At 35.5% G+C, this 23,077-nt stretch carries 20 protein-coding genes; 15 read left to right on the top strand and 5 right to left on the bottom strand.

All coding sequences use genetic code 11. The features are described from left to right. Positions 1–291: 291 nt before the first annotated feature. From hisG to hisIE, 8 genes are all read left to right on the top strand, one after another. The gene (gene hisG, locus NQ163_RS04775; protein WP_268189137.1) at positions 292–1,152 is read left to right on the top strand and encodes an ATP phosphoribosyltransferase; all 861 of its coding nucleotides are present in this window, start codon (positions 292–294) and stop codon (positions 1,150–1,152) included. A 38-nt stretch (positions 1,153–1,190) separates the two neighbouring features. After that, on the top strand, positions 1,191–2,489 hold the full coding sequence (gene hisD / locus NQ163_RS04770; RefSeq protein WP_268189136.1) for a histidinol dehydrogenase: 1,299 nt from the start codon (positions 1,191–1,193) through the stop codon (positions 2,487–2,489). Continuing rightward, the gene (gene hisC, locus NQ163_RS04765) at positions 2,486–3,538 is read left to right on the top strand and encodes a histidinol-phosphate transaminase (protein ID WP_268189135.1); all 1,053 of its coding nucleotides are present in this window, start codon (positions 2,486–2,488) and stop codon (positions 3,536–3,538) included. The genes hisD and hisC overlap by 4 nt, the downstream gene beginning before the upstream one ends. Before the next feature lie 3 nt (positions 3,539–3,541). Beyond that, positions 3,542–4,687: a bifunctional histidinol-phosphatase/imidazoleglycerol-phosphate dehydratase HisB gene (gene hisB, locus NQ163_RS04760; protein ID WP_268189134.1), complete on the top strand. Its 1,146-nt coding sequence runs from the start codon at positions 3,542–3,544 to the stop codon at positions 4,685–4,687. A gap of 3 nt (positions 4,688–4,690) precedes the next feature. Continuing rightward, entirely contained in the window at positions 4,691–5,281 is a 591-nt protein-coding gene (gene hisH / locus NQ163_RS04755) for an imidazole glycerol phosphate synthase subunit HisH (protein ID WP_268189133.1), read from the top strand. Positions 5,282–5,400: 119 nt separating this feature from the next. Next, complete coding sequence (gene hisA, locus NQ163_RS04750; RefSeq protein ID WP_268189132.1) at positions 5,401–6,132, top strand: 1-(5-phosphoribosyl)-5-[(5-phosphoribosylamino)methylideneamino]imidazole-4-carboxamide isomerase; 732 nt, start codon at positions 5,401–5,403, stop codon at positions 6,130–6,132. A 3-nt stretch (positions 6,133–6,135) separates the two neighbouring features. Continuing rightward, complete coding sequence (gene hisF / locus NQ163_RS04745; RefSeq protein ID WP_268189131.1) at positions 6,136–6,891, top strand: imidazole glycerol phosphate synthase subunit HisF; 756 nt, start codon at positions 6,136–6,138, stop codon at positions 6,889–6,891. A 66-nt stretch (positions 6,892–6,957) separates the two neighbouring features. After that, positions 6,958–7,578: a bifunctional phosphoribosyl-AMP cyclohydrolase/phosphoribosyl-ATP diphosphatase HisIE gene (gene hisIE, locus NQ163_RS04740; protein WP_268189130.1), complete on the top strand. Its 621-nt coding sequence runs from the start codon at positions 6,958–6,960 to the stop codon at positions 7,576–7,578. A 112-nt stretch (positions 7,579–7,690) separates the two neighbouring features. Here the strand turns inward: hisIE and NQ163_RS04735 are convergent, their stop codons facing one another. Then, positions 7,691–9,337 (bottom strand): ATP-binding protein, encoded by a 1,647-nt coding sequence (locus tag NQ163_RS04735; RefSeq protein ID WP_268189129.1) that lies wholly within the window; start codon positions 9,335–9,337, stop codon positions 7,691–7,693. Between the two features lie 138 nt (positions 9,338–9,475). After that, positions 9,476–9,994 (bottom strand): nitroreductase family protein, encoded by a 519-nt coding sequence (locus NQ163_RS04730; RefSeq protein WP_268189128.1) that lies wholly within the window; start codon positions 9,992–9,994, stop codon positions 9,476–9,478. 174 nt (positions 9,995–10,168) lie between these two features. Here NQ163_RS04730 and NQ163_RS04725 point away from each other — a divergent pair, with 174 nt between their 5' ends. The 6 genes from NQ163_RS04725 to NQ163_RS04700 all read left to right on the top strand — a co-directional run bounded on the left by NQ163_RS04725 (position 10,169) and on the right by NQ163_RS04700 (position 17,305). Continuing rightward, positions 10,169–11,197, top strand: coding sequence for a carbohydrate-binding family 9-like protein (locus NQ163_RS04725; protein WP_268189127.1), 1,029 nt, complete (start codon positions 10,169–10,171; stop codon positions 11,195–11,197). 84 nt (positions 11,198–11,281) lie between these two features. Continuing rightward, positions 11,282–12,985, top strand: coding sequence for a gamma-glutamyltransferase (gene ggt, locus NQ163_RS04720; protein ID WP_268189126.1), 1,704 nt, complete (start codon positions 11,282–11,284; stop codon positions 12,983–12,985). A gap of 464 nt (positions 12,986–13,449) precedes the next feature. Continuing rightward, positions 13,450–13,983 carry an NUDIX domain-containing protein gene (locus NQ163_RS04715; protein WP_268189125.1) on the top strand — a complete coding sequence of 178 codons (534 nt, stop codon included), beginning with the start codon at positions 13,450–13,452 and terminating at the stop codon, positions 13,981–13,983. Position 13,984: 1 nt separating this feature from the next. Further along, positions 13,985–15,454 carry a capsule assembly Wzi family protein gene (locus NQ163_RS04710; RefSeq protein ID WP_268189124.1) on the top strand — a complete coding sequence of 490 codons (1,470 nt, stop codon included), beginning with the start codon at positions 13,985–13,987 and terminating at the stop codon, positions 15,452–15,454. Positions 15,455–15,473: 19 nt separating this feature from the next. Next, positions 15,474–16,529 carry a CDP-glycerol glycerophosphotransferase family protein gene (locus NQ163_RS04705; RefSeq protein ID WP_268189123.1) on the top strand — a complete coding sequence of 352 codons (1,056 nt, stop codon included), beginning with the start codon at positions 15,474–15,476 and terminating at the stop codon, positions 16,527–16,529. 2 nt (positions 16,530–16,531) lie between these two features. After that, positions 16,532–17,305, top strand: coding sequence for a hypothetical protein (locus NQ163_RS04700; RefSeq protein WP_268189122.1), 774 nt, complete (start codon positions 16,532–16,534; stop codon positions 17,303–17,305). Positions 17,306–17,411: 106 nt separating this feature from the next. Here the strand turns inward: NQ163_RS04700 and ispD are convergent, their stop codons facing one another. Continuing rightward, positions 17,412–18,107, bottom strand: coding sequence for a 2-C-methyl-D-erythritol 4-phosphate cytidylyltransferase (gene ispD, locus NQ163_RS04695; RefSeq protein ID WP_268189121.1), 696 nt, complete (start codon positions 18,105–18,107; stop codon positions 17,412–17,414). Between the two features lie 118 nt (positions 18,108–18,225). Beyond that, positions 18,226–19,005, bottom strand: a complete 780-nt coding sequence (gene map / locus NQ163_RS04690; protein WP_110359103.1) for a type I methionyl aminopeptidase — start codon at positions 19,003–19,005, stop codon at positions 18,226–18,228. Between the two features lie 185 nt (positions 19,006–19,190). On the opposite strand from map, the gene NQ163_RS04685 reads away from it, so the two are divergent. Further along, on the top strand, positions 19,191–22,205 hold the full coding sequence (locus NQ163_RS04685; protein ID WP_268189120.1) for a hypothetical protein: 3,015 nt from the start codon (positions 19,191–19,193) through the stop codon (positions 22,203–22,205). A 112-nt stretch (positions 22,206–22,317) separates the two neighbouring features. Here the strand turns inward: NQ163_RS04685 and NQ163_RS04680 are convergent, their stop codons facing one another. Further along, positions 22,318–23,052: a hypothetical protein gene (locus NQ163_RS04680; RefSeq protein ID WP_268189119.1), complete on the bottom strand. Its 735-nt coding sequence runs from the start codon at positions 23,050–23,052 to the stop codon at positions 22,318–22,320. Between the last annotated feature and the right edge of the window lie 25 nt (positions 23,053–23,077).

Below are 23,077 nucleotides of genomic sequence, written 5' to 3'. Positions count from 1 at the left end.
GTTGTTTTAGAATAGAATCTATGTTGCTAAATCGTTAACTTTTCAATATTCTTGAAAAAAAGATTTGTCTGAAAAAAAATAAATGCTAATCTTTGCTCCACACAAAAAGAACAAAAATGAAGTTTATTGCATTACATCATCGTCATCATCATTTTACTTACCCGCAGGTGAGCTGACGATGTTATGCACTATTCCGAAAAAGATATTTAACTAACATTAAAAATGCCCACCTGATTCAGGTGGGCATTTTTTTTACCCATGATGGATCAGGTGGTCTCAAAATTTTAAATCATGGGTGAAAAATTAAAAATTGCAGTTCAAAAGTCAGGAAGACTTAAAGAAGATTCTCTTAAAATCCTTAAAGAATGTGGAATTTCTATTGATAATGGAAAAGATCAACTAAAGGCAAGTGCCTTTAACTTTCCATTGGAAGTTTTGTATCTTAGGAATTCAGATATTCCTCAGTATGTGGAAGATGGAGTGGCTGATATTGCTATAATTGGTGAAAATGTAGTAATAGAAAAACAAAAAGAACTTGAAATATTACAGAAGCTTGGTTTCTCGAAATGTAGGTTGTCAATGGCTTTGCCAAAGGATATTGAATACAATGGCCTGGAGTATTTTAATGGTAAAAGGATAGCTACTTCCTATCCAAACTCTCTACAGCTATTTCTTGATGAGAATAATTTGAATTGTGATATACACGTTATTTCTGGTTCGGTTGAAATTGCTCCAAATATTGGCTTGGCTGATGGTATTTGCGATCTTGTAAGTTCAGGAAGTACTTTATTTAAGAATGGATTAAGGGAAGTAGAAGCCATTCTAAAATCAGAAGCTTGTTTGGTTGCCAATAAAAATATTTCTGGTATAAAGCAAGCAATTCTGGATAGACTAATATTCCGATTGAAATCGGTTTTGGCAGCAAAAAACAATAAATATATTCTTTTGAATGCTCCAAATGAGAAGATCAATGATATCATCGAAGTATTACCAGGAATGAAAAGTCCTACAATTATGCCATTGGCCAAGGAAGGATGGAGTTCTTTGCACTCTGTAATTAATGAAAATGACTTTTGGGGAGTGATTGATCAGTTAAAGTTAAATGGTGCCGAAGGTATTCTAATCATCCCAATTGAAAAGATGGTACTATAATTTAAATCGTAAAACTATTAATCACAGAATATTTAATCATGCAAGTAATAAAATATCCCGATAAGAAAGACTGGAAGGCGATTTTGTCACGTCCTTTGATTGATAATGATGATTTGGAGGATGTGGTAAACCAAATTTTTAAAGAGATAAAAGTTGGTGGAGATCAGGCTCTGAAAAAATATACCTGGCAGTTTGATAAAATTAAAATTGATAAGCTTGAGATTACTCAGAAGGAAATCGATAAAGCTGAGGAACTGCTAAGCTCTGAATTAAAAGATGCTTTATTGGTTGCTGCCAATAACATTAAAAAATTTCATGCTGCTCAATTTCAAAAAACTGAAGTTATAGAAACCACAAAAGGGGTTGAGTGCTGGAGAAAGGCTACACCAATAGAACGAGTGGGATTATATGTTCCTGGAGGAAGTGCTCCTTTGTTTTCTACTGTCTTGATGTTGGGGATTCCGGCAAAACTTGCAGCTTGTAAAGAGATTGTTTTGTGCACACCACCGGGTAAGGATGGCAAGATTGATCCGGCGATTCTATACGCCAGTAAATTGGTTGGGGTAGATAAAGTCTTTTGTGTAGGTGGAATTCAGGCTATCGGGGCTATGGCATTTGGAACAGAAAGTATTCCTAATGTGTATAAAATTTTTGGTCCGGGAAATCAATTTGTTACTGCGGCAAAGCAGAGGGTAAGCAAACTGGGTGTGGCAATTGACATGCCAGCAGGCCCTTCTGAAGTATTGGTTTTAGCAGATGAAAGTGCGAATCCGGAGTTTATAGCTTCCGACCTGTTATCACAAGCGGAACACGGGGCAGATAGCCAAGTGATTTTTGTGACCTGGGAAGAATCCTTGGTTAAGGAAGTTCAATTGGCAGTTGATAGGCAGTTGAACAAGCTTTCTCGCAAAGAGATTGCCGAGCAGGCCTTGCAGAATTCTAAAATTATTTTGGTTTCTTCATTGGATGAAGCATTGGACTTGAGTAATGAATATGGCCCTGAACACCTTATTATATCTGTTAAGGATGAAGGAAAATGTGTAGACAATATATTGAATGCAGGTTCAGTGTTTTTAGGAAATTATACTCCGGAGAGTGCGGGTGATTACGCTTCAGGAACAAATCACACATTACCAACCAATGGATTTGCTAAATCCTTTTCAGGCGTATGTCTTGAATCTTTTATGAAGAGTATTTCATTTCAAAAGATTAGTGAAAAAGGTTTACTTGAACTGGGACCGGTAATTGAGGTGATGGCAAAAGCTGAACAATTGGATGCTCACTGCAATGCAGTAAGTGTACGTTTACAAAAACTGAGAGAGGAGGTCAAAGGATGAATACAAGATTTACACTTGATAATTTGATTCGACCGAATGTGAAACAATTGGTTCCATACTCTTCTGCTCGCGATGAATTTTCGGGCAATGGTTCTGTATTTCTCGATGCAAATGAAAATCCATACGAAAATGGAGTCAATCGTTATCCTGATCCTTTGCAAAATCAATTGAAAAAAAGATTAACTCAATTAAAGGGAGTTCCCCCAACAAGAATGATTCTTGGAAATGGAAGTGATGAGGTAATTGATCTATTGTTTAGAGCATTTTGTGAGCCTAATAAAGACAATGTTGTAATTTGTACACCTACTTACGGAATGTACGAGGTGGCAGCCAATGTTAATGCAATTGAAATTAAGGAAGCTCCTTTAGATAAGGATTTCCAGCCCAATATTGATTTGGTAATGGATCTCTCGGATGAGAACTCCAAGATGTTGTTTCTGTGCTCACCTAATAATCCTACCGCAAATTTGTATAATGAAGATAGGATTGTTCAACTGTTAAAATCTTTTCCAGGTATTGTAATTGTAGATGAGGCTTACATAGATTTTGCTCCCGGGAAATCAGTCCTGGATAAGTTAGATGAATATCCAAACCTTGTAATTCTTCAAACTTTGTCGAAAGCCTGGGGCATGGCAGGAATTCGATTGGGAATCGGTTTTGCATCAGAAGAAATTGTAGGAGTGTTGAATCGCATTAAGCCGCCATATAATGTAAATAGCCTAACACAAACAAAAGCATTGGAATTGCTTGATGATGAGGCGAGGTATTTAAATCAGGTGAACGAAATTTTACAAGGCAGGGAACTGTTAAGCAAGTATCTTTCCGGTTTATCATGTGTGGAAAAGATTTATCCATCAGATGCTAATTTTATTTTGATTAAGGTGGATGATGCCAAAAAACTATACAATTACTTATTGGAAAAAGGAATAATTATTAGAGATCGTTCAAAGATTGTTGGCTTGGAAAATTGTGTAAGAATAAGCATTGGCACCCAGGAAGAAAATAAGCTATTGTGCGAATCATTAAGCGAATACAACTCTAAATTTTAAGCTATGAATACAAAAAAGAAAGTTCTTTTTATTGATAGAGATGGTACTTTAATACTTGAACCTCCCGTAGATTACCAAGTGGATAGTTTAGAGAAGCTGGAGTTTTATCCGGCTGTGTTTAAAGGCTTATCTAAAATTGTTGATCAATTGGAATATGAGTTGGTGATGGTGACCAATCAGGATGGTTTGGGAACCGATTCATATCCTGAAGAAACATTCTGGCCTGCACAAAAAAAGATGTTGAAGACCTTCTCAAATGAAGGAATTGAATTTAGCGATATCTGCGTTGACAGAACTTTTCCTGAAGAAAATTCACCTACCCGTAAGCCGGGAACAGCTCTTCTGACCAAATACTTTTCGGAAGAATACGATTTGGCCAACTCTTATGTGATTGGTGATAGGTGGACGGATGTGGAATTGGCTAAAAATCTGGGATCGAAAGCCATTTTTATCACATCAAGTGGAAATATTGGAGATGAAGAATTGACGGAATCTAAAAATGATCTTCAAGCATGTATTGCACTTGCAACTGATAGTTGGATAAAGATTTACGAATATCTAAGCTTAGAGGAGAGAACAGCAAGAATAGTACGTAATACCAAGGAAACTCAAATCGAAATCAAATTGGATTTGGATGGAGAAGGAAAGGGAGAATTTGATACAGGAATAGGCTTCTTCGATCACATGTTGGATCAAATTGCCAAGCACGCAGGTGTTGATTTATCGGTAAAGGTAAAAGGTGATTTGGAAGTTGATGAGCACCATACCATTGAAGATACTGCCATTGCTTTAGGAGAAGCTTTTAATAAAGCACTAGGTTCAAAATTAGGCCTTGATCGTTACGGTTTTTCTTTGCCTATGGATGATTGCTTAGCACAAGTTGCCCTGGATTTTGGAGGAAGAAATTGGTTGGTTTGGGATGCTGAATTCAAACGCGAAATGATTGGAGGTATGCCTACCGAGATGTTTTATCACTTTTTTAAATCATTTACCGATGGAGCTGCATGTAATTTGAATATTAAGGCAGAGGGACAAAATGAGCATCACAAAATAGAAGGCATTTTTAAAGCCTTGGCCCGAGCCATTCGTATGGCCATTAGAAGAGATGTAAACTGCTTGCAATTACCATCAACAAAAGGAAAGTTATAAAGAATGAAGAAGCAAAATATTGTAATTATAGATTATGATGCGGGCAATATTCAGTCGGTAAAATATGCCTTTGAGCGATTGGGAATTACTCCAATAGTTTCTAAAGATAAAGAGGTGATTCGTAATGCGGATAAAGTGATATTTCCCGGAGTAGGAGAGGCCTCATGGGCAATGAATTCTCTAAAAGAAAATGATCTGATTGATTTGATTCCTGACTTAAAGCAGCCAGTATTGGGAATTTGCCTGGGAATGCAATTAATGTGTGAAAGTACTGAGGAAGGGAACACCAAGGCTCTAGGCATTTTTCCTGTATCCGCAAAGCGTTTTACCAATGAGCAAAAGGTACCACATATGGGCTGGAATCAGCTGGATGATTTAAAAGGAGGATTACTGAATGGCATTAAGACAAGTGAATTTACCTACTTTGTGCATTCTTACTATGTGCCACTAATAGAGGAAACAATTGCCAGTTGTGATTACATTGTACCCTTTAGTGCGGCCTTGCAAAAAGATAATTTTTATGCATGTCAGTTTCATCCCGAAAAATCGGGTGATGTTGGAGTAAAAATTTTGGAAAACTTTATCAATTTGTAAATCGAGTTTGATTAAGACTTAAAATCCGTAAGGATAGATATAATGGCTTTGCGTCCCGAAAGCTTTCGGGATTTACGTGACACTTAAGCAATATACTTGCGATTTAAAAGAAAAAAGCAATGGCAAAAATTAAAATAATACCAGCAATAGATACCATAAAAGGAAAATGCGTTCGCTTAACCAAGGGCGACTATAATACCGAGAAAGTGTATAGCGAAGATCCTTTGGAAGTAGCAAGAAATTTTGAAGCATTAGGAATTACAAGATTGCACTTGGTGGATTTGGAAGGTGCAAAATCAGGACACATTTGTAATGCCGAAGTTTTGAGGAGGGTAGCGGAAGGTACCAATTTGAAAATTGACTTTGGTGGAGGAGTAAAATCCAATGAAGATATTGAACTGGCATTTAAATCAGGTGCAAACCAGGTTACAGGAGGAAGTATAGCTGTATCGAATCCGGAACTAATGGAAAGCTGGCTCGATAAATATGGAGCAGATAAAATAATTCTGGGTGCCGATGTTAGAAATGAAATGGTTTCCATTTCAGGATGGCAGAAAGATTCGGACTATCACCTGTACAAATTCCTTGAAAAATATCAGGCCAAGGGAGTAAAGAGTATTATATGTACCGATATTTCTAAAGATGGAATGCTACAAGGCCCGGCGGTGGATTTATACAAAGGTGTCATGAAAGAATTTCCGGAACTCAACTTGATAGCCAGTGGAGGTGTGAGTAATATTGAGGACGTTCGGGTGTTAAATGAGATTGGATGCTGGGGAGTAATCATTGGTAAGGCGATTTACGAAGAGCGAATTGATGTGAATGAATTGGTTAACGAATTTATATTGTAAGTTATGCTATCGAAAAGAATAATACCATGTTTGGATGTGAAGGATGGCAGAACGGTAAAGGGAGTTAACTTCGTTGATCTTCGTGATGCCGGTGATGCGGTTGAGTTGGCTGCTTACTATGCAGAACAAGGAGCCGACGAATTGGTATTCCTTGACATTACAGCCACCCACGAAAAAAGAAAGACTTTGGTTGAATTGGTACAAAAAGTGGCCAGAGAATTGAATATTCCGTTTACCGTTGGAGGTGGAATATCAACACCTGAGGATGTAGGAGTTCTTTTAAATGCTGGCGCAGATAAAGTATCCATAAACTCAGCAGCTGTGCGAAATCCGCAATTGATATCCGATTTGGCAAAAAGATTTGGAAGTCAGTGTGTGGTTTTAGCTGTTGATGCCAAATGTGTTGATGGCAATTGGGAAGTGTTTCTGAATGGAGGTCGACTTTCAACGGGAATCGATCTGTTTGAATGGATTGTAAAGGCAGAGCAGCTTGGTGCTGGTGAAATTCTTTTTACATCCATGAATCACGATGGTACGAAAAATGGTTTTGCCAATGAAACATTAGCCAAGCTGTCTGAGATGGTAAATATTCCGGTAATTGCTTCGGGAGGCGCAGGTAATATGGAGCACTTTGCCGATACTTTTATCGAAGGAAAGGCTGATGCAGCCTTGGCGGCAAGTGTTTTCCATTTCAAAGAAATTGAAATACCAGAACTGAAGAAATATCTGAAAACTAAAAATATCCCGGTAAGAATTTAAATGTATTAAATAGGAGAGGATAGTCTGAAAAAGCCTTGATTCTCATATTGCAAAATGTAATAAAAAATGAATTTTAAAGATCTAACAAACCAAATTGATTTTAATAAAGGCGATGGCTTGGTTCCTGCCATTATACAAGATGTAAAAACCCAAAAAGTATTGATGTTGGGTTACATGAATAAAGAGTCCTACGAAAAGACCATAGAAACTGGAAAAGTTACTTTCTACAGTAGAAGCAAACAAAGATTGTGGACCAAAGGAGAGGAGAGTGGGAATTTCCTAAATCTAAAAGACCTTAGTTTGGATTGCGATAAGGATACATTATTAATAAAGGTTGATCCTGTAGGACCTGTTTGCCACAAAGGAACAGATACTTGTTGGGAAGAAGCCAATGAGGCAAGTTCCATCGATTTTCTTTTGCAATTGCAGCAAGTGATTACAGAAAGAAAGAAGAATCTATCAGAGAAATCTTACACGGCAAGTTTGTTCCAAAAAGGGATTAACAAAATTGCTCAAAAAGTAGGTGAGGAAGCCGTTGAGTTGGTAATTGAAGCCAAAGACGATAATGAAGATTTATTCATGGGCGAAGCAGCCGATTTAATGTTTCACTATCTGATATTGTTATCAGCAAAAGGATATAGTTTAGAGCAAGTTGTTGCCTTATTGGAAACAAGACATTCTAAATAACGCGAGTTTGACGTAAAATAATTAAACTGGATGCTTTGAGAGTATCACTTTAAGTGATGCTCTCAATTGATCAAAATAGGTGCTGTGTTTGAGTCTTACCTCCTTGTTTTGTTTAACGAATTGGAAGCGTGAAATAAAATGAAGAGCCTTCTCCATATGTTGACTTTACCCAAATTTGTCCATCCATAATTTGTAATAACTTTTTGCAGATATTTAGGCCTAAGCCTGAGCCTCTATATAAAACAGTCGTGTCAATTTCAATTTTTCGGAATCTATCGAAAATATAGTTTAAGGATGATGGTTCGATTCCTATACCTGTATCTTCCACGCAGAAAAACAATTCGCTATCGCTGTTATAATTGACAAATATGGTGATCGTTCCACTTTCGGTAAATTTTATTGCGTTTTCAATTAAGTTGTTAAAGATTTGCTTTACTCTTAATTGATCTGCTGTAATATTAAACGCATCTGTATTTAACTGATTGACAAAGCTAATTTTAAGATCCTTTTTCTTCTTCTTTGGAATGTTTTGTGTTTGAACTGCAATGATGTCTTCAATAAGTTTTACCACATTAAATTCTTGATAGTTTAAATTGATTTGACCTGACTCTATAATGGATAAATCTAGAATCTCATCAATTAAATGCGTTAAATCATTACAATTCGTTCTTATAATATTGGCAAATAAATCAGTTTTTTCCTGATTTAAATCCTTTGATGTTAAAAGCTCTGAAAATCCTTGTATGGCATTTAATGGTGTTCTGATTTCGTGAGACATATTAGCTAAGAAAGAACTTTTTAGCGTGTTGCTTTCTTCGGCTTTTTCTTTTGCATTTTTTAGTTCGCTTGTTTTTTTTGCAACATTTTTTCTTAGGGCTTTGTTCCAAATCCACATCAATAGTAATCCTAATGCAAATAGTAGTAATGTGGCTACTAAACTTCCCCAAAAAATTGGTTTCTGCCAGAAAGGACTAGAATTAATCTGAATGTAATGATTATAGATTTGGCTTTGTTCTTTCGGACTTATTTCAGCTAATCCTTTTGAAATGATTCTTGCCAACATTGGCTGATCATTTCTTATGGCAAAGCCAAGTTTATTGTCGTAATTCGCATTGCCAACAATTTTAACATTTGGTATTAATTGATTGTGTATCACCTGAGCGCCATATCCCTGCTGTGTAATTACAACATCTATTTTTTTTGCCGATAATTTAAGTAAACACTCTAAATCACTTTTGTAAGGAACCAAATTGATTTCCGGATACATAACTTTAAGATGTTCTTGTATCGCATAATTATCCACTACTCCAACATCTATATTTTCTAATTCTTCAATTTTGACATTTTCAGGAGCATCATTTCTCATAAAAATAACATGGGGAATGGAAATGAAGGGCTCGGTAAAGAAGAAGTGTTTCCTTCTGTCAGGGGTTTCCTGAATCTCTAAAATGATATCAACATCCTTGTTTATTCCTGCCTGGAGTATGTCTTTCCATGTGAGATATATTACTTTTTTAAATTTATAATCAAGTTTTGTTTCAAGTAATGAAAGAATATCTACAGAAATTCCAATTGATTTACCTTCTTCATCGGTGTATTGAAAGGGAGGAAAAACGGAAGATACTGCTATGGAAACATTTGGGTGTTCTTCTAACCATTGTCTTTCTTTATAAGTAAGAATATCATATTCTTTTCGTGAGCAAGAAAGAATTGTAAGAAATGAGAGTAGAAGAAAAAATAAGTATGTTTTACGTCCCATGCAATAAACGAATTTTAAGGACTTAAAATAATTAATTTAAATCAAAATTCATATAAGAAGTCAAATGATTTGTACGAAAATAATAAAGCTTGTAAAAATTTAATATTTACAAGCTTTACATTTTTTTTAAAAATACCATTAGAAATGATTTCGATGGATTTTTTCTCTTTTTAGAAAAGATTTATCTCTACCTTCCTTAAGTCCATCTTTATGTCCAATGCCAATAATAGCAAGAACCTTTTGATTTTTAGGAATGCCTAATAGTTCTTGAATATATTCTTCGGCAGAGAAATTCTCCTTATGCTCGCGACCTCTTATTTGTACCCAGGTAGCGCCTAAGTCTTCTTTTTCGGCTTGCAGCAACATGTAGGCGGCTGCAATTGAAGTATCCTCAATCCAAACGTCGCTTTTTTCTTCGTCTCCTGTTATTACAATTGATACGGGAGCATATTTTAGAAAACTTGCCCCACCAGGTTTGCTTTCTGAAAGTTTTAGGTTAAGCTCTGGCTGATCACACACTATGAATTCGCAAGGGTATTTGCTTTTTGATGATGGAGCCAGTAAGCCTGCTTCCAGAATTCTGTCAATCTTTTCCTCTTCTACTTTTTCGGTTGTAAATCTTCTTACACTTCTTCGTTTGTAAAGTATATCTAGCATGATAATTTTTCTTTTAATACAATTTCAAAAATAGGAAATTATAACTAAACCAGTTTAGTCCTGGTGGTATGTCGCTAATATGTTGTTCATACACTTTTTGTTTTGATACAAGGATTCCTCTTTGCTTAATTTATTCATTACTTTTATGGGTAAAATCCACAAAAAAGTATTGTTATGAAGAGTATGCTTACGTTTTTTTTGGTCTTGCTGGCATTTTGTGTAAGTGCTCAAGATTATCCTGAATCTTATATGTGCTATCAGTCCGGTGCCGATATTGTTATAGATGGTTTATTGTCGGATGAGGAGTGGGGCAAGGCCAATTGGACCAGTAAATTTGTAGATATTGAGGGAGATAAAAAGCCAAAACCAAAATACAAAACGCGAGTTAAAATGCTGTGGGATGAAAACTACTTTTATATAGCGGCAGAATTGCAAGAACCGCATATTTGGGCTAAACTAAAACAACGAGATACAGTTATTTTTTACGATAATGATTTTGAGGTTTTTATCGATCCGCAAGGAGATAATCATAGGTATTATGAATTTGAGATAAATGCCTTAAATACCATTTGGGATTTAATGCTTGCCAAACCATATCGTGATGGTGCACCTGCTATTAATGCATGGGATATAAAAGGATTAAAATCTGCAGTTAAAGTATATGGAACATTAAATAATCCTAAGGATAAAGATAAAAAGTGGACCCTGGAAATTGCTTTTCCCTGGGAGGTTCTGAAAGAATGTGCATACCAGGGAAGAAAACCAAAGTCGGGCGAGCAGTGGAGAGTAAATTTTTCAAGAGTAAATTGGGAGGTTGAGCATAAAGATGGAAAGTATCTCAAGAAAATTAATCCCAAAACAGAAAAAGTTTACCCGGAATACAATTGGGTTTGGTCTCCGCAAGGAGTAATTGCAATGCATCAGCCGGAAACATGGGGATATGTTGAGTTTACTGATGAAATTGTGGGTGGAAAACAACTTACTCCTCGAATGGATCAAGATTATCCAGCCAAAATAGAATTAATCAGACTTTATAGTTTAGAGAAGAAAATGTATAAAAAGTATGGCAAATATTTCAACAAAATAACTTCGAACTATCCCGTTTTAATTGAAACAACCAGCAAGCAGTTTTTAATTTCAATTCAATCTGCTTCTGGTAAAACATGGTATATAAATCAGGAAAGCAAACTGTGGACCGAATAAATTTTAAAGAGCTTGTATTTGCAAGCTCTTTTTTAGATACATAAATTTATCCTTTTATTTTTCTAAATACCCAATACGAATCAAATGAATCTAATAAAAACTCTCTCGCTAGCTTTAGCTGTGCTCTTTTTAATTGCTTGTAATCAAAAAAAGGTAGTTCAAACCAATAATGTTTGTAAAAATGGTGTTGTTGTAACAGCGCATTTCTTAGCATCTGAAGTTGGATCGGATATTCTGAAACAAGGAGGAAACGCTTTTGATGCGGCAGTAGCGGTACAATTCGCCTTGGCAGTTGTTTACCCAAGAGCAGGTAATATTGCGGGTGGAGGTTTTGCCGTGATTCGAACGGCTAAGGGCGAATCGGAAAGTTTAGATTTTAGAGAAAAAGCTCCTAAAGCTGCTTTTGAGAAAATGTATCTCGATGCAAATGGGAATGTTATTGAAGGATTAAGCCAAACAGGACATTTGGCTGTTGGAGTTCCAGGTAGTGTTGATGGAATGGTTAAACTACACCAAAAATATGGCAATTTGAGCTGGGAAAAATTGCTGCAGCCGGCAATTGATTTGGCAAAAAATGGAGTAGTACTAACCAGGTTGGAAGCGGAGAAGCTAAATGCTTATCGTGAGAGAATTAATCAGGCAAATGCTGGTAAAACTAACTGTTGTTATATAAAAGATGCAGATTTCATAACTGGTGAACTGATTAAAAATCCAGAATTGGAAAATGTATTAATACGTATCAAGAATCAGGGAAGAAATGGATTTTATGAAGGAGAAACAGCTGAACTTATCATTTCCGAAATGCAAAGGGGAAAAGGCTTAATCTCGAAAGAAGATTTGAAAGAATACCAGGCTGTTTGGCGTCCTGCTTTGATTGGAAATTATAGAGATTGTAAAGTTATTTCTATGCCGCCACCATCAAGTGGAGGAATTGCCTTGATGCAACTTTTAAAGGGTGCCGAAGAGTTTAACTTGGGACAATATCAATTCGGATCATTGGAACATATCCATTTAATGGTTGAATTGGAAAGAAGAGTGTATGCCGATAGAGCAACTTGGCTTGGAGATCCAGATTATTGTTGCGTGCCTATGGAAAAGTTGTTAAGTGATGAATATTTAACGAATCGATATTCTAATATTTCCTTGAACAACAAGTCGAATTCGCAAGATATAAAAGCAGGCAATGTAGAAGTAATTGAAAGCTTTGAAACAACTCATTTTTCTATTGTAGATAAATGGGGAAATGCGGTTTCTGTAACCACTACATTAAATGGGAACTATGGAAGTAAGGTGATTGTTGAAGGTGGTGGTTTCTTTTTAAATAATGAAATGGACGATTTTAGCATTAAGCCAGGCATCCCAAATCAGTTTGGTTTGGTAGGCGGAAAAGCAAATGCAATTGAACCGGAAAAGAGAATGCTAAGCAGTATGACTCCAACGATTATTGAGAAAAATGGGAAGTTGTTTATGGTTACAGGTTCACCCGGAGGCTCAACCATTATTACATCGGTTTTTCAAAATATCATTAATGCAGTTGAATTTAAAATGAATGCTCAAGAATGTGTAAATGCTCCAAGAATCCATTCCCAATGGTTGCCCGATAAAGTATATGCCGAAACAGGAGCAATCTCGCCTGAAATAAAAAGTAATTTACAAGATTTGGGGCATGTAATTCAAGAACAATCCAGGATTGGCATGATGGCCAATATAGCTGTAAACGATGATGGATTATTGGTTGGAGCTGCTGACAGCTTACGGCATAAAGATAGTAGAGCAATTGGATACTAAAATAAAAGAGGCATTTCTTATTGAAATGCCTCTTTTTATATATGGTATTTGGGTTAGAATCAAAATTAATGGGGAGGCCTCAATACCTTGTTCAAGTAAAATTAGCGACCATTTGATTTGAATAAGATACAAGCTCTTTTTTAGTCAGGATAAAAAATATCGAGATTGGCCATACCCATCGTATTTGCTTCGGCACTAAAAGTAATAAGTTTTTGAAATAAACAAAGCATTGCAATCGATTTAAAAGCTAATTTGGGATGAATCCAAATAAAAAAATAAGATAATATGTCAATGAATTTACCGTTTTCAAAAGGAAATATTCTAAAATTAAACAGTTAATTATTGGCATTCAGATAACATTAAGTTAGTTTTGTCGTTTTATGATATTTTATTCAATTCAGCTTTGTTTGTTACTGGCATTGTTTTTGAATTGGAAGTTTGATTCATAGTAAATCGTTTAAGGTATGGCACCTACATTTCCAGAAAAAGTAATTCGATATTGTCCAAAATGTGGTAGTAGAGATTTTGTTTACCATAGGGACAATTCCTTTTTGTGCGGTTCATGTTCATTTCACCTCTATATTAACTCGGCAGCAGCAGTGGCAGCTTTAATAGTAAATGAAAAGGGGGAGTTGTTATTAACGCGTCGTGCAATTGAACCACAATTAGGCATGCTCGATTTGCCAGGAGGTTTTGTAGATGTAATGGAAACGGTTGAAAATGCAGTCCATAGAGAAATTAGAGAAGAGTTGAATTTGGACATTAAAGAGATGAAATACTTTATGTCATTTCCCAATGAATATGTTTTTGGAGGATTATCGGTCTTCACAACAGATTTGGCTTTTATATGTCAGATAAAATCATTTAAAAATATTAAGGCCGAAGATGATATTTCCTCCTTTGAATTTTATAAACCGGAAGATATTCCATTGAATGCGATTGGATCGGTATCAATAAAAGAAATTGTAAAGTCATTTGTAAAAAACAATAATAATTAAAATGAAGTATAGGGGATTAGTATTTATTTTAATGCTTGCATGTCAAACGCTTGTAGCTCAAAATAAAAAGGTAAATTATGAGGCAGAACTATCTACTCAATTTTCTTCAGAAAGTAACTTGCCATTTTGGTTGGTCACAAACAAATATGGGATTTATCCAGACGAGAATAATGGAACATTAAATTTTAGAATTCACAGTACTCCTTCGAATAATTCAAAGAAAATCGATTTTAATTATGGAACCTCCTTAGTTGGCAGTCAAGGAAAATCAAGTGATGTTTTCATAGATGAATTGTATGTGTCAGCGGATTGGAGAAAAATTGGAATTAATGTTGGAATGCAACACAGAGCAGTAAAATTTGATGGATTGTCTCTTACCAATGGGGACATGCTTTACTCTGGTAATTCACGTATGTATCCGGAAGTGAAAATCGAGCTTAATGATTTTATTGCTGTACCTTTCTCAAACAATTGGTTGTGGATTAAAGGTAGTTTTTCCAATGGAATCATGTTGGATGATAGATTTGTTGATAATGCAAATGTACACCACAAGAGTGCTTTCCTAAGAATCGGTAAAAAACAAGGCTTGTCATTTACAGTTGGCTTGGATCACTATGTGCAGTGGGGAGGAGATTCTCCTAAGTGGGGTAATTTAGGTGGATTCGATGCTTTTATGGATGCTGTTTTGGTTAGAGAAGGAAAAGTGTTGGTGGATGAAGATGGCAATGAGTCAATAAATGAGAGCTATAACAAATCAGGAAATCACATAGGCCAAAATACTTTTGAGTTGGCATATTCTTCACATAAAATAGAAAGTGTTTTGAGCTTGAAGAATATTTATGAGGATAAATCGGGTGATTTTAGACATTTAAAAGAGGTAAAGGATTGGAATCTATCTTTTTATTTGAAATTGAAAAACTCGAAGCTGATATCTTCTTTTATTTATGAATATTATTATACCAAGGACCAGGGAGGTTATATGATTCGTCCGGATCATCCCATTGAACCTGTCATTGGTTTTGATAACTATTTTTCAAATTCAGTATTTCAATCAGGATGGACTAGTCACCAAAGAACAATAGGTATGCCTTTGTTTACGCCATCTTACAAGGATGGAATTGCAAATGGAATAAGTAATAATGCCGTCGTAGCCCATCATTTTGGAATTACAGGTACCATAGGTAAGATAAGGTATAAAACCTTACTAACATTTTCTGATAATTATGGTAGGGTATTACTTGTGAATGATGGCCAAGGCAAGTTAGAAGAAAACTATTCTAAAAGTTATAGCTACCCAGATGGTCTTTCACAGCAATCCTATATGCTGGAGCTAATATTCCCAAAATGGAAAAAATTTCCATTCGAACTTTCAACAAGCGTAGCTGTTGATAATGGTAAATATTTGCATGACAATGTTGGTTTTCAAATCAAATTGTTGAAAAAAGGATTGCTATCGAAACAAGGAAATTAAATACTAAATAACTTACAGAATGGTTTTATCTTATTATGTGATTAAGTTTCCTTATAGACTGGTTTGGAACATTCTTAATTTATTAAAAAAGAGAAAAGAAATTGTATTTTTTTGTGCGAATGAGCTCGATTTGGAAATATTTAAAAATGTGCAAAGGCATTTGAAACCGATACCAATTGTAGCAAAGAATAGAAGCATACAAAAGAAGTTATTGGAAAAAGGAATAAAAGCCAGAATTATGCCTGTATTTCCAAAGGGAGTGATTATGTGCAGGCAATCTTGTTATTTGTTCCCGGAACCTAAAATTGTAAAGATCGGAATAAACCATGGAGCATACCATTTTAAGCCTTTTGCAAATGTAAAAGGACATAACATGTTCGATCAATTTCATTTTACAAGCTCTAAAGAAGTGGAGGAGGCAAAGGCGATCGGAATTGTTTCAGGTGTTGGCTTGGGTTATCCAAAAATGGATGATGCTTATAATGGAACTTATTCGGAAGAAGTTTTAAATCGTTTAAAAAAGAAATTAAAACTCGATGAAAATAAGAAGACAATTCTGTTTTCGTCTACATGGGATGGGTCTCAAATGTCTGCTGTACACAAGTGGTATGATCAGTTAAATGATTATACGGAGAAATACAATGTACTTGTAACGCTTCATGTTTGGATTTCAGATAAGTATAGGGATATTATTAGAGAAACACCAGGAGTAAAGTATATAGATACTCAGAATGTAACGCCATATATTATGATTGCAGATATTTGTGTTGGTGATACCAGTTCAATATTGTCTGAAATGTGTGCTTTGTATAAACCAATTATTACTTTTAAGGTACCTGTTGTTAGAAGAACTGTTCCTGAGGTACGCGAAATAATTAGTTCCATTAGTTTTCAAATTGACTCGCAAGAAGAACTGGGAAAGATGTTGGATTATGCATACGAGAATGCCAATGAAAAAAGAGATGCTCAGCAAATCGCAAACCAAAGAATGTTTGAATCTCTTGATGGTAAAGCAGGAGAACGTATCGCAAATAAGATTATGGAGGTGTTGCCCGAACTTGAAAAGGAGAAGTAAAGATGGTATTCGAGAAAAAAAAGCGTTACACGGTTAATTCTGAATATGAGTTCGTTGAGGATTTCGTTAATGATTTACCTCATATTTTTGAAAGTGAAGGCACTTCAATTTATAAAGGGCGAAATGAAATTAAGGTTTTTGACTATGAAGGAGTAAAACTAAATGTTAAATCTTTTAAAATTCCGAATTTCATAAATAAATTGGCTTATGCATGGCTAAGAGGTTCAAAGGCCAAGCACTCATACGAATATGGAATTGAAATTTTAAGAAGAGGAGCCAATACGCCAGAACCGATCGCTTTTGTTGAAACTTTAAAAAAAGCTCTCTTTAATAGAAGTTATTATGTCTCGGTTCACCTTAAATATGATTTTACCATTAGAGATTTAATCGGTTTTGAATTTCCGGATAAAGAGAATATTCTGAAGCAGTTTGCTACCTATACATATGGCAAGTTGCATAAAATGGGTATTCATCATTTAGATTATTCAAGAGGCAATGTATTAGTTACAAAATTAGAAAATGACAAATATGATTTTTCTATTGTAGATATCAATAGATTAAGATTTGAGAAAATTGATTATCTAAAAGGATTAAGAAATTTTGCACAGTTATGGGCATCCAAATATGAACTTGAAATTATTGCAAAACAATATGCTCAATTGAATAAACGGGATGAAAATGAAGCTATTAAGCTTTTGCTTCAATTTGATAAAAAACACAAAGAGAAGATCTATAGAAAGCATAAATTTAAAGCCCTAATAAAGGGTAAAAAATAGTTTGTCTAAATCTGAAACTACAAAATAAAAATATTACTAAAAAAGGCTTGATTGTATTTTACAGTCAAGCCTTTTTTGTAAGTTTCGATTGATATTTTTTCAATGCTTACTTTTTATCCGCAATTTGTGCCCCTTGCAGTAAATCTTGCTCAAAAGTGATTTTGATATTGGATTCTTCACCTTCAACAATGTGAATGGCTTCATTTGGAAGATATTTTAAAACAACACCACAATCATCAGTTGCCACAAAATTGGAATCGTTCATTGCAATATCATAGGCTTTTTTAATGGTTTTGTATGAAAATGCCTGAGGAGTTTGGGCTCTTCGCAACAAATTGCGATTGGGCACAGATTCAATGGTTTCATCTTGATTCAGGCTGAAAATGGTATCGGTTGTTGGAATTGCAACAGCTACTGATTTTCCCGCTTCCAAAGCATTAATTACATCGCTAATAATACGCTTGGAAACGAAAGGACGTACAGCATCATGAAAAATCAGGTATACATTTTGTTCTCGTTCATAAGCTTTAATTGCAGCAAGGCTGGAATCACTCCTTTCTTTACCACCACTTAATACGTATTTTACCTTCCTGTATTTGTTATTAGCGATCAAATCGTTAATTTCCTCGTGGTAGTCAGCATTAATAACAATACAGATTTCATCGATATTGGGATGAAATTCAAAAGCCTCAATTGAGTGTTGGATGATTGGTTTATCTGCAATTTTTAAAAATTGTTTAGGGAGTGAGGTTCCCATTCTTTTACCGCTTCCGCCAGCCAATAGAACTGCAACGTTCTTCATAGTTTAAAGTTTAGTGATGAGCTAAATTAATACAAATTCTTTCATTGCGAAAGTGAAAAAAAGAACCGTCCCAAATTTTATTTAAGACGGCTTATATTCTATTAGTCAGGAAATTTCTTTATCTGAAGATTTCGTAATCACCAACATCAGTTAAAATTTCGTACCCATCTTTTGTTACCAAAATGGTGTGTTCGAATTGAGCAGATAATTTTTTGTCTACAGTTCTTGCAGTCCAGCCATCATTCTCATCAACAACAGCTCTTGCTTTACCCAAATTGATCATTGGCTCGATTGTGAAAACCATTCCTTCTTTCATTTTTGGGCCTGAGTTTCTTGGAGCGATGTGTTCTACTTGAGGATCCTCATGGAACTCTAATCCAATACCGTGTCCACAGAATTCATATACTACACTGTATTTTTTTGCTTGAGCATAACGTCCAATCATAAAACCAATATTACCAAAATAGTTGCCAGGTCTTACTTGTTCAATTCCTAAGTATAGAGCATGTTCCGTATCTTCTACTAATCTTGCAGCTTGGTCGGTAATATCACCAATGGTAAACATGGTGCTAGTATCGCCATAATAGCCATCAAGAATTGTTGTAACATCAATGTTAAGAATATCTCCTGGTTTTAAAATGGTTTTTTCATCAGGAATACCGTGACAGATTACATCATTAAGTGAGATGCAACATGATTTTGGAAAACCATGATAGTTTAAAGGAGCTGGAATTGCTCCATTATCACGGATGTATTCTTCAATTAATTTATCAAGATAGTGAGTGGATACACCTTCCTCAACGTAATTGCTAATATATTTTAATGTATTTCCGGCTAACTGTGAACTTTTTCGAATTCCTTCGATTTGTTCCGGTGTTTTAATTACAATTTTACCCATAATTTTGATCTATTCAGATACCGTTTTTCAATCTATAATTAAGGAGGCAAAGGTCTGCATTGAAAACGACTTTTGCAAATTCAAAACGAGATATCATTTAATGTTAATTAAAACATCTGTAAATTAATTTTGTTTACAGTGTATTAGTTTGGTATTTTAAGGCATTCAAAATAAAATGGCTATTTATGATTAAAAGATTGGCATTTCTAGTGTGTTTTGTTCTGGTATTTGCGTCAGGATATTCGCAATATTTTATTACAGGGCAAGATCCTGCCTCTATCAAATGGAAACAGATTAATACCAGGGAATTTCAAATTATTTTCCCGCAAGAATCAGAAGAAAAGGCACGCTATATTGCAGCTTTGTTTGAGGATTTGTTGCACAAAGGAGGGAAGAGTTTAAACCGGGTGCCTAAGAAGTTTTCGGTGGTTTTGCATACACATTCAGCCAACTCTAATGGATTAGTGGCCTGGGCTCCTAAACGAATGGAGCTGTATACCACTTCGGCTCAGAATAATGATGCGCAAATTTGGTTGGACCATTTGGCAACGCATGAGTTTCGGCATGTGGTTCAAATGGATAAAATAGAGCAAGGATTTACAAGAGTATTGAATTATGTATTCGGGCAACAAGCTACTGCCGTAGTAGTAGGATTATATTTGCCACCATGGTTTATGGAAGGAGATGCCGTTTGTTTGGAGACCAGTATGAGTGAGTCGGGAAGAGGAAGGTTACCAGAATTTGAACAGGAATTAAGAGCTCAATTGCTTGAAAAAGGTGAGTTTTCATACGATAAAGCAGTTAATGGTTCGTATAATGATTATGTGACCGACAGATACAAATTGGGTTACCATTTGGTAGGTAAAGCAAGATCCAACTATGGTGATAAAATTTGGGACAATACTTTAACAAATGTGGCCCGACACCCATTGGGAATTGTGAGTTTTTCAAATGGAATAAAGAAAAGCTTATCTGAAAGTAGAAAACAGGTTAAAATTGAACTTCAGAAGAAATATGGAAAAGCAGGAGATGTAGACTGGGAGAAGGTACAAGGAGCGAAAAAGTATTCTGATGGGAAGCTACTGCTGTATTTCGATACCATGCAAGAGTTGCTTTGGGAGTGGAAGAAACAAGATACTGAAACGGATAAATCAGCTTATCAGTTGGTGAGCGATAGAGAAAAATACTTTACCAGTAAAAGAATCCCACATGTAACAGAGCAAGGAGATTTAATCTATCTGAAGCACGGTTTATCGGATGCTTTGTGTTTTGAAAAGTTGGATGTTAATGGCAATACTGATAAAGTTTTGGTGCCAGGCTATTTGTCAAATATCGACTATGATTATCGCAATGGATACCTGGTGTGGGCAGAATCAAAACAGAACATTCGCTGGGAACATGCAGACAGGAGTATTTTGGTGACTTACAATATCAAATCAAAAGAGAAGAAAATGCATCGCTTCATGAAGTCATTGTTTGCGCCATCATTTAAATCAGATGCAAGTGAGATCGTTGCTGTTTCTTCAGATCAGAAGGGAGATAATAGTCTTGTGATAATTGATCATGAAACAGGATTAATCAAACAAAGAATTGCTGCGGGGAAGAATGAGTATTTTCAAACACCTCAATTTATGGATGATGAGAATATTGTTTTAATTGTTTTGAATGATAGAGGGAAGCAGATTGTAAAATTGAACCTAAAATCTGAAGAAAGAGAAGAACTTTTCAACTCTGGATATGCCGACATGTCGCGTCCGGTTCCTTACGGAGATTACTTGTATTTTAATGCTTCATTTACTGGCATTGATAATGTGTTTGCTCTCGATTTGAATACCAAGAAAGTATACCAGGTAACGTCTTCAAGATTTGGAGGCAGAGATGCATATGTTACCCCCAATAAGAAACTGTACTATTCTGATTATACCTCAGATGGTTACCTTTTGGCAAAGGCAGCTATTGATAAAGAAAAATGGAAGGAGTGGCAGGGCGATTATAATCAATACCCTTTGGCAGAACAACTATCCAATCAATTGGGAGAGAAGTTAAATGCTGATACTACCAATCTCGATCGATTCGAAGTAAGGAACTATTCGAAACTGGCCAATTTGTTCAGCTTCCATTCCTGGGCTCCAATGTTTGTTGATGGTATTGATGGTAAGGCAGATGTAGGGGTTTCCGTTGCCAGCCAGAACAAGTTGAGTACTTTACTAACAACAGTAGGTTACAAAAGGGAGGAAGGATTTGATAATGGTCAGTTTTATGCCAATCTTTCTTACAAAGGGTGGTTTCCAATATTAGATTCTAAATTCACCATAGGAGATAGGAATACTACTTATGCTACCGTAGCACAGCGCTTACAGCCTGAACAGATGGACACTTTGCTGGTTAATACCGGGTGGAAACAATGGGAATGGGAAAATAGTATTAGTTTGCCATTTAATTTATCATCGGGACAGTATACACGAAAGTTAATTCCGAAACTTACCTATAGTATGGTAAAGTTTACAGATTTAAATACAGTAGCCTTAAAAACTACGGTTAATAACTCGCTTGGAATAGGAGAGTATGATTTTGGTGATGAATCCTTTAGTCAACAGGTTATGGAATACCAATTGTTTGGATATAATATTGCCAAAACAGCACCAAGAGATGTACAATACCAATGGGCTCAAATATTCGAGTTGAACTACCGTGATACTCCTTGGGGCGATAGAGATCTTGGCAATACCTGGTCGGCTGAGGGGCATTTGTATTTCCCTGGATTGGTAAAACATCATGGAATCAAATTGTATGGAGCTTATCAATACCGTTCGTTAACTGATTCTCGCTTTTCGAATATGGTGAAAAGTCCTAGAGGGATGAGTGATTTATATGGAAAACACATTGCAACTGTAGGAGCAGATTATGCAATGCCTCTTTTTTATCCGGATTGGAACCTAGGCCCTTTGGCCTATTTTAAGCGCATTAAAATGAATGCCTTTGTGGATTATGGATACGAGAAAAAATACCTGGAAAATGAAGAAGGAGATGTTTTCCCATTTAAAAATGATTATTTCTCAGGAGGTATTGAGCTAAGATCCGACTTACATGTATTAAGGTTTTCGGCTCCGGTAGACTTAGGGGTTCGATTGGGTTACGAAAACCAAACCAATAACTTATTTGCCAATTTTTTGATTTCTTTTAATTTGGCCGCATATTAAACATACAACGCATCATCAAATAGCCACAAATTCGATAAGAGTTTGTGGCTTTTTGATGCGATATGATCTTGTAGGACGAACTTACAGAAAAGAGGGAATGAATTAATAGGCTCTATTTGTAAAATGCTTGCTGATCAAAAATTAAGGATGAGGTTTTACATTCAGCTACAGGAAAATAAAACTTTACTCTTTTTGCTTTTAATATCAGTGTGAAACGCAATTTGCCTTTTACCATATTCTTTGGTGCCAGGCTTGTATTTAAAATGGCTTCGTTTTGAAGGTAGTCAATGGTTTCATCGCAGCGTGTTACTATTTGGATACGATCTTTTACCCAATTGGCCTCCATTTCTTCACGAGATTCGTACTCGTCGTCTTCATTCTCTGATCCCGAAAGGGATTCAAAAAATCCGGCAACCAAGGCTTCTGTAATAATGGAGGAAGTAGTGTAATTTTCCTTAGAGTATGGGTTTTTGGCATGGCTTAGTTGTTGTTTCACCTCGAATGCCTTTTGCAATAAACTATCAGAATTAATACAAGAATAGCTTTGAATATGGTTGTATGAGTTAATTTCAGTTTTTCGATAAGCCTTGTAGTAAAACAAACTGGGATCAATAAAAATAGTATCCTTAGAGGTGTTGGTGATTATTGCCTCAAAGTCAATTTTATCTTCTTTTCTGCTGATATACTTCAACTGAATTTTGTATTTGTCAGCTGTGTATTCTGAGTATCCCGAATGATATTCTGACTGTAACGGATTTACATGAAATTTTTTTAGAGTATAGATATTCTTATAAGAACAGGAGCAAAGCATTGTTCCCAAAATAATACCAAGGATAATTTTATTCATCTGTTTATAATTTTGATTCTGCATG

It is taken from the genome of Marinifilum sp. D737 (assembly GCF_026672275.1).
Taxonomy (GTDB): Bacteria; Bacteroidota; Bacteroidia; order Bacteroidales; family Marinifilaceae; genus Marinifilum.
The sequence above is the reverse complement of the archived record's forward strand: the minus strand, read 5'-3'. Positions and strand labels throughout refer to the sequence as shown.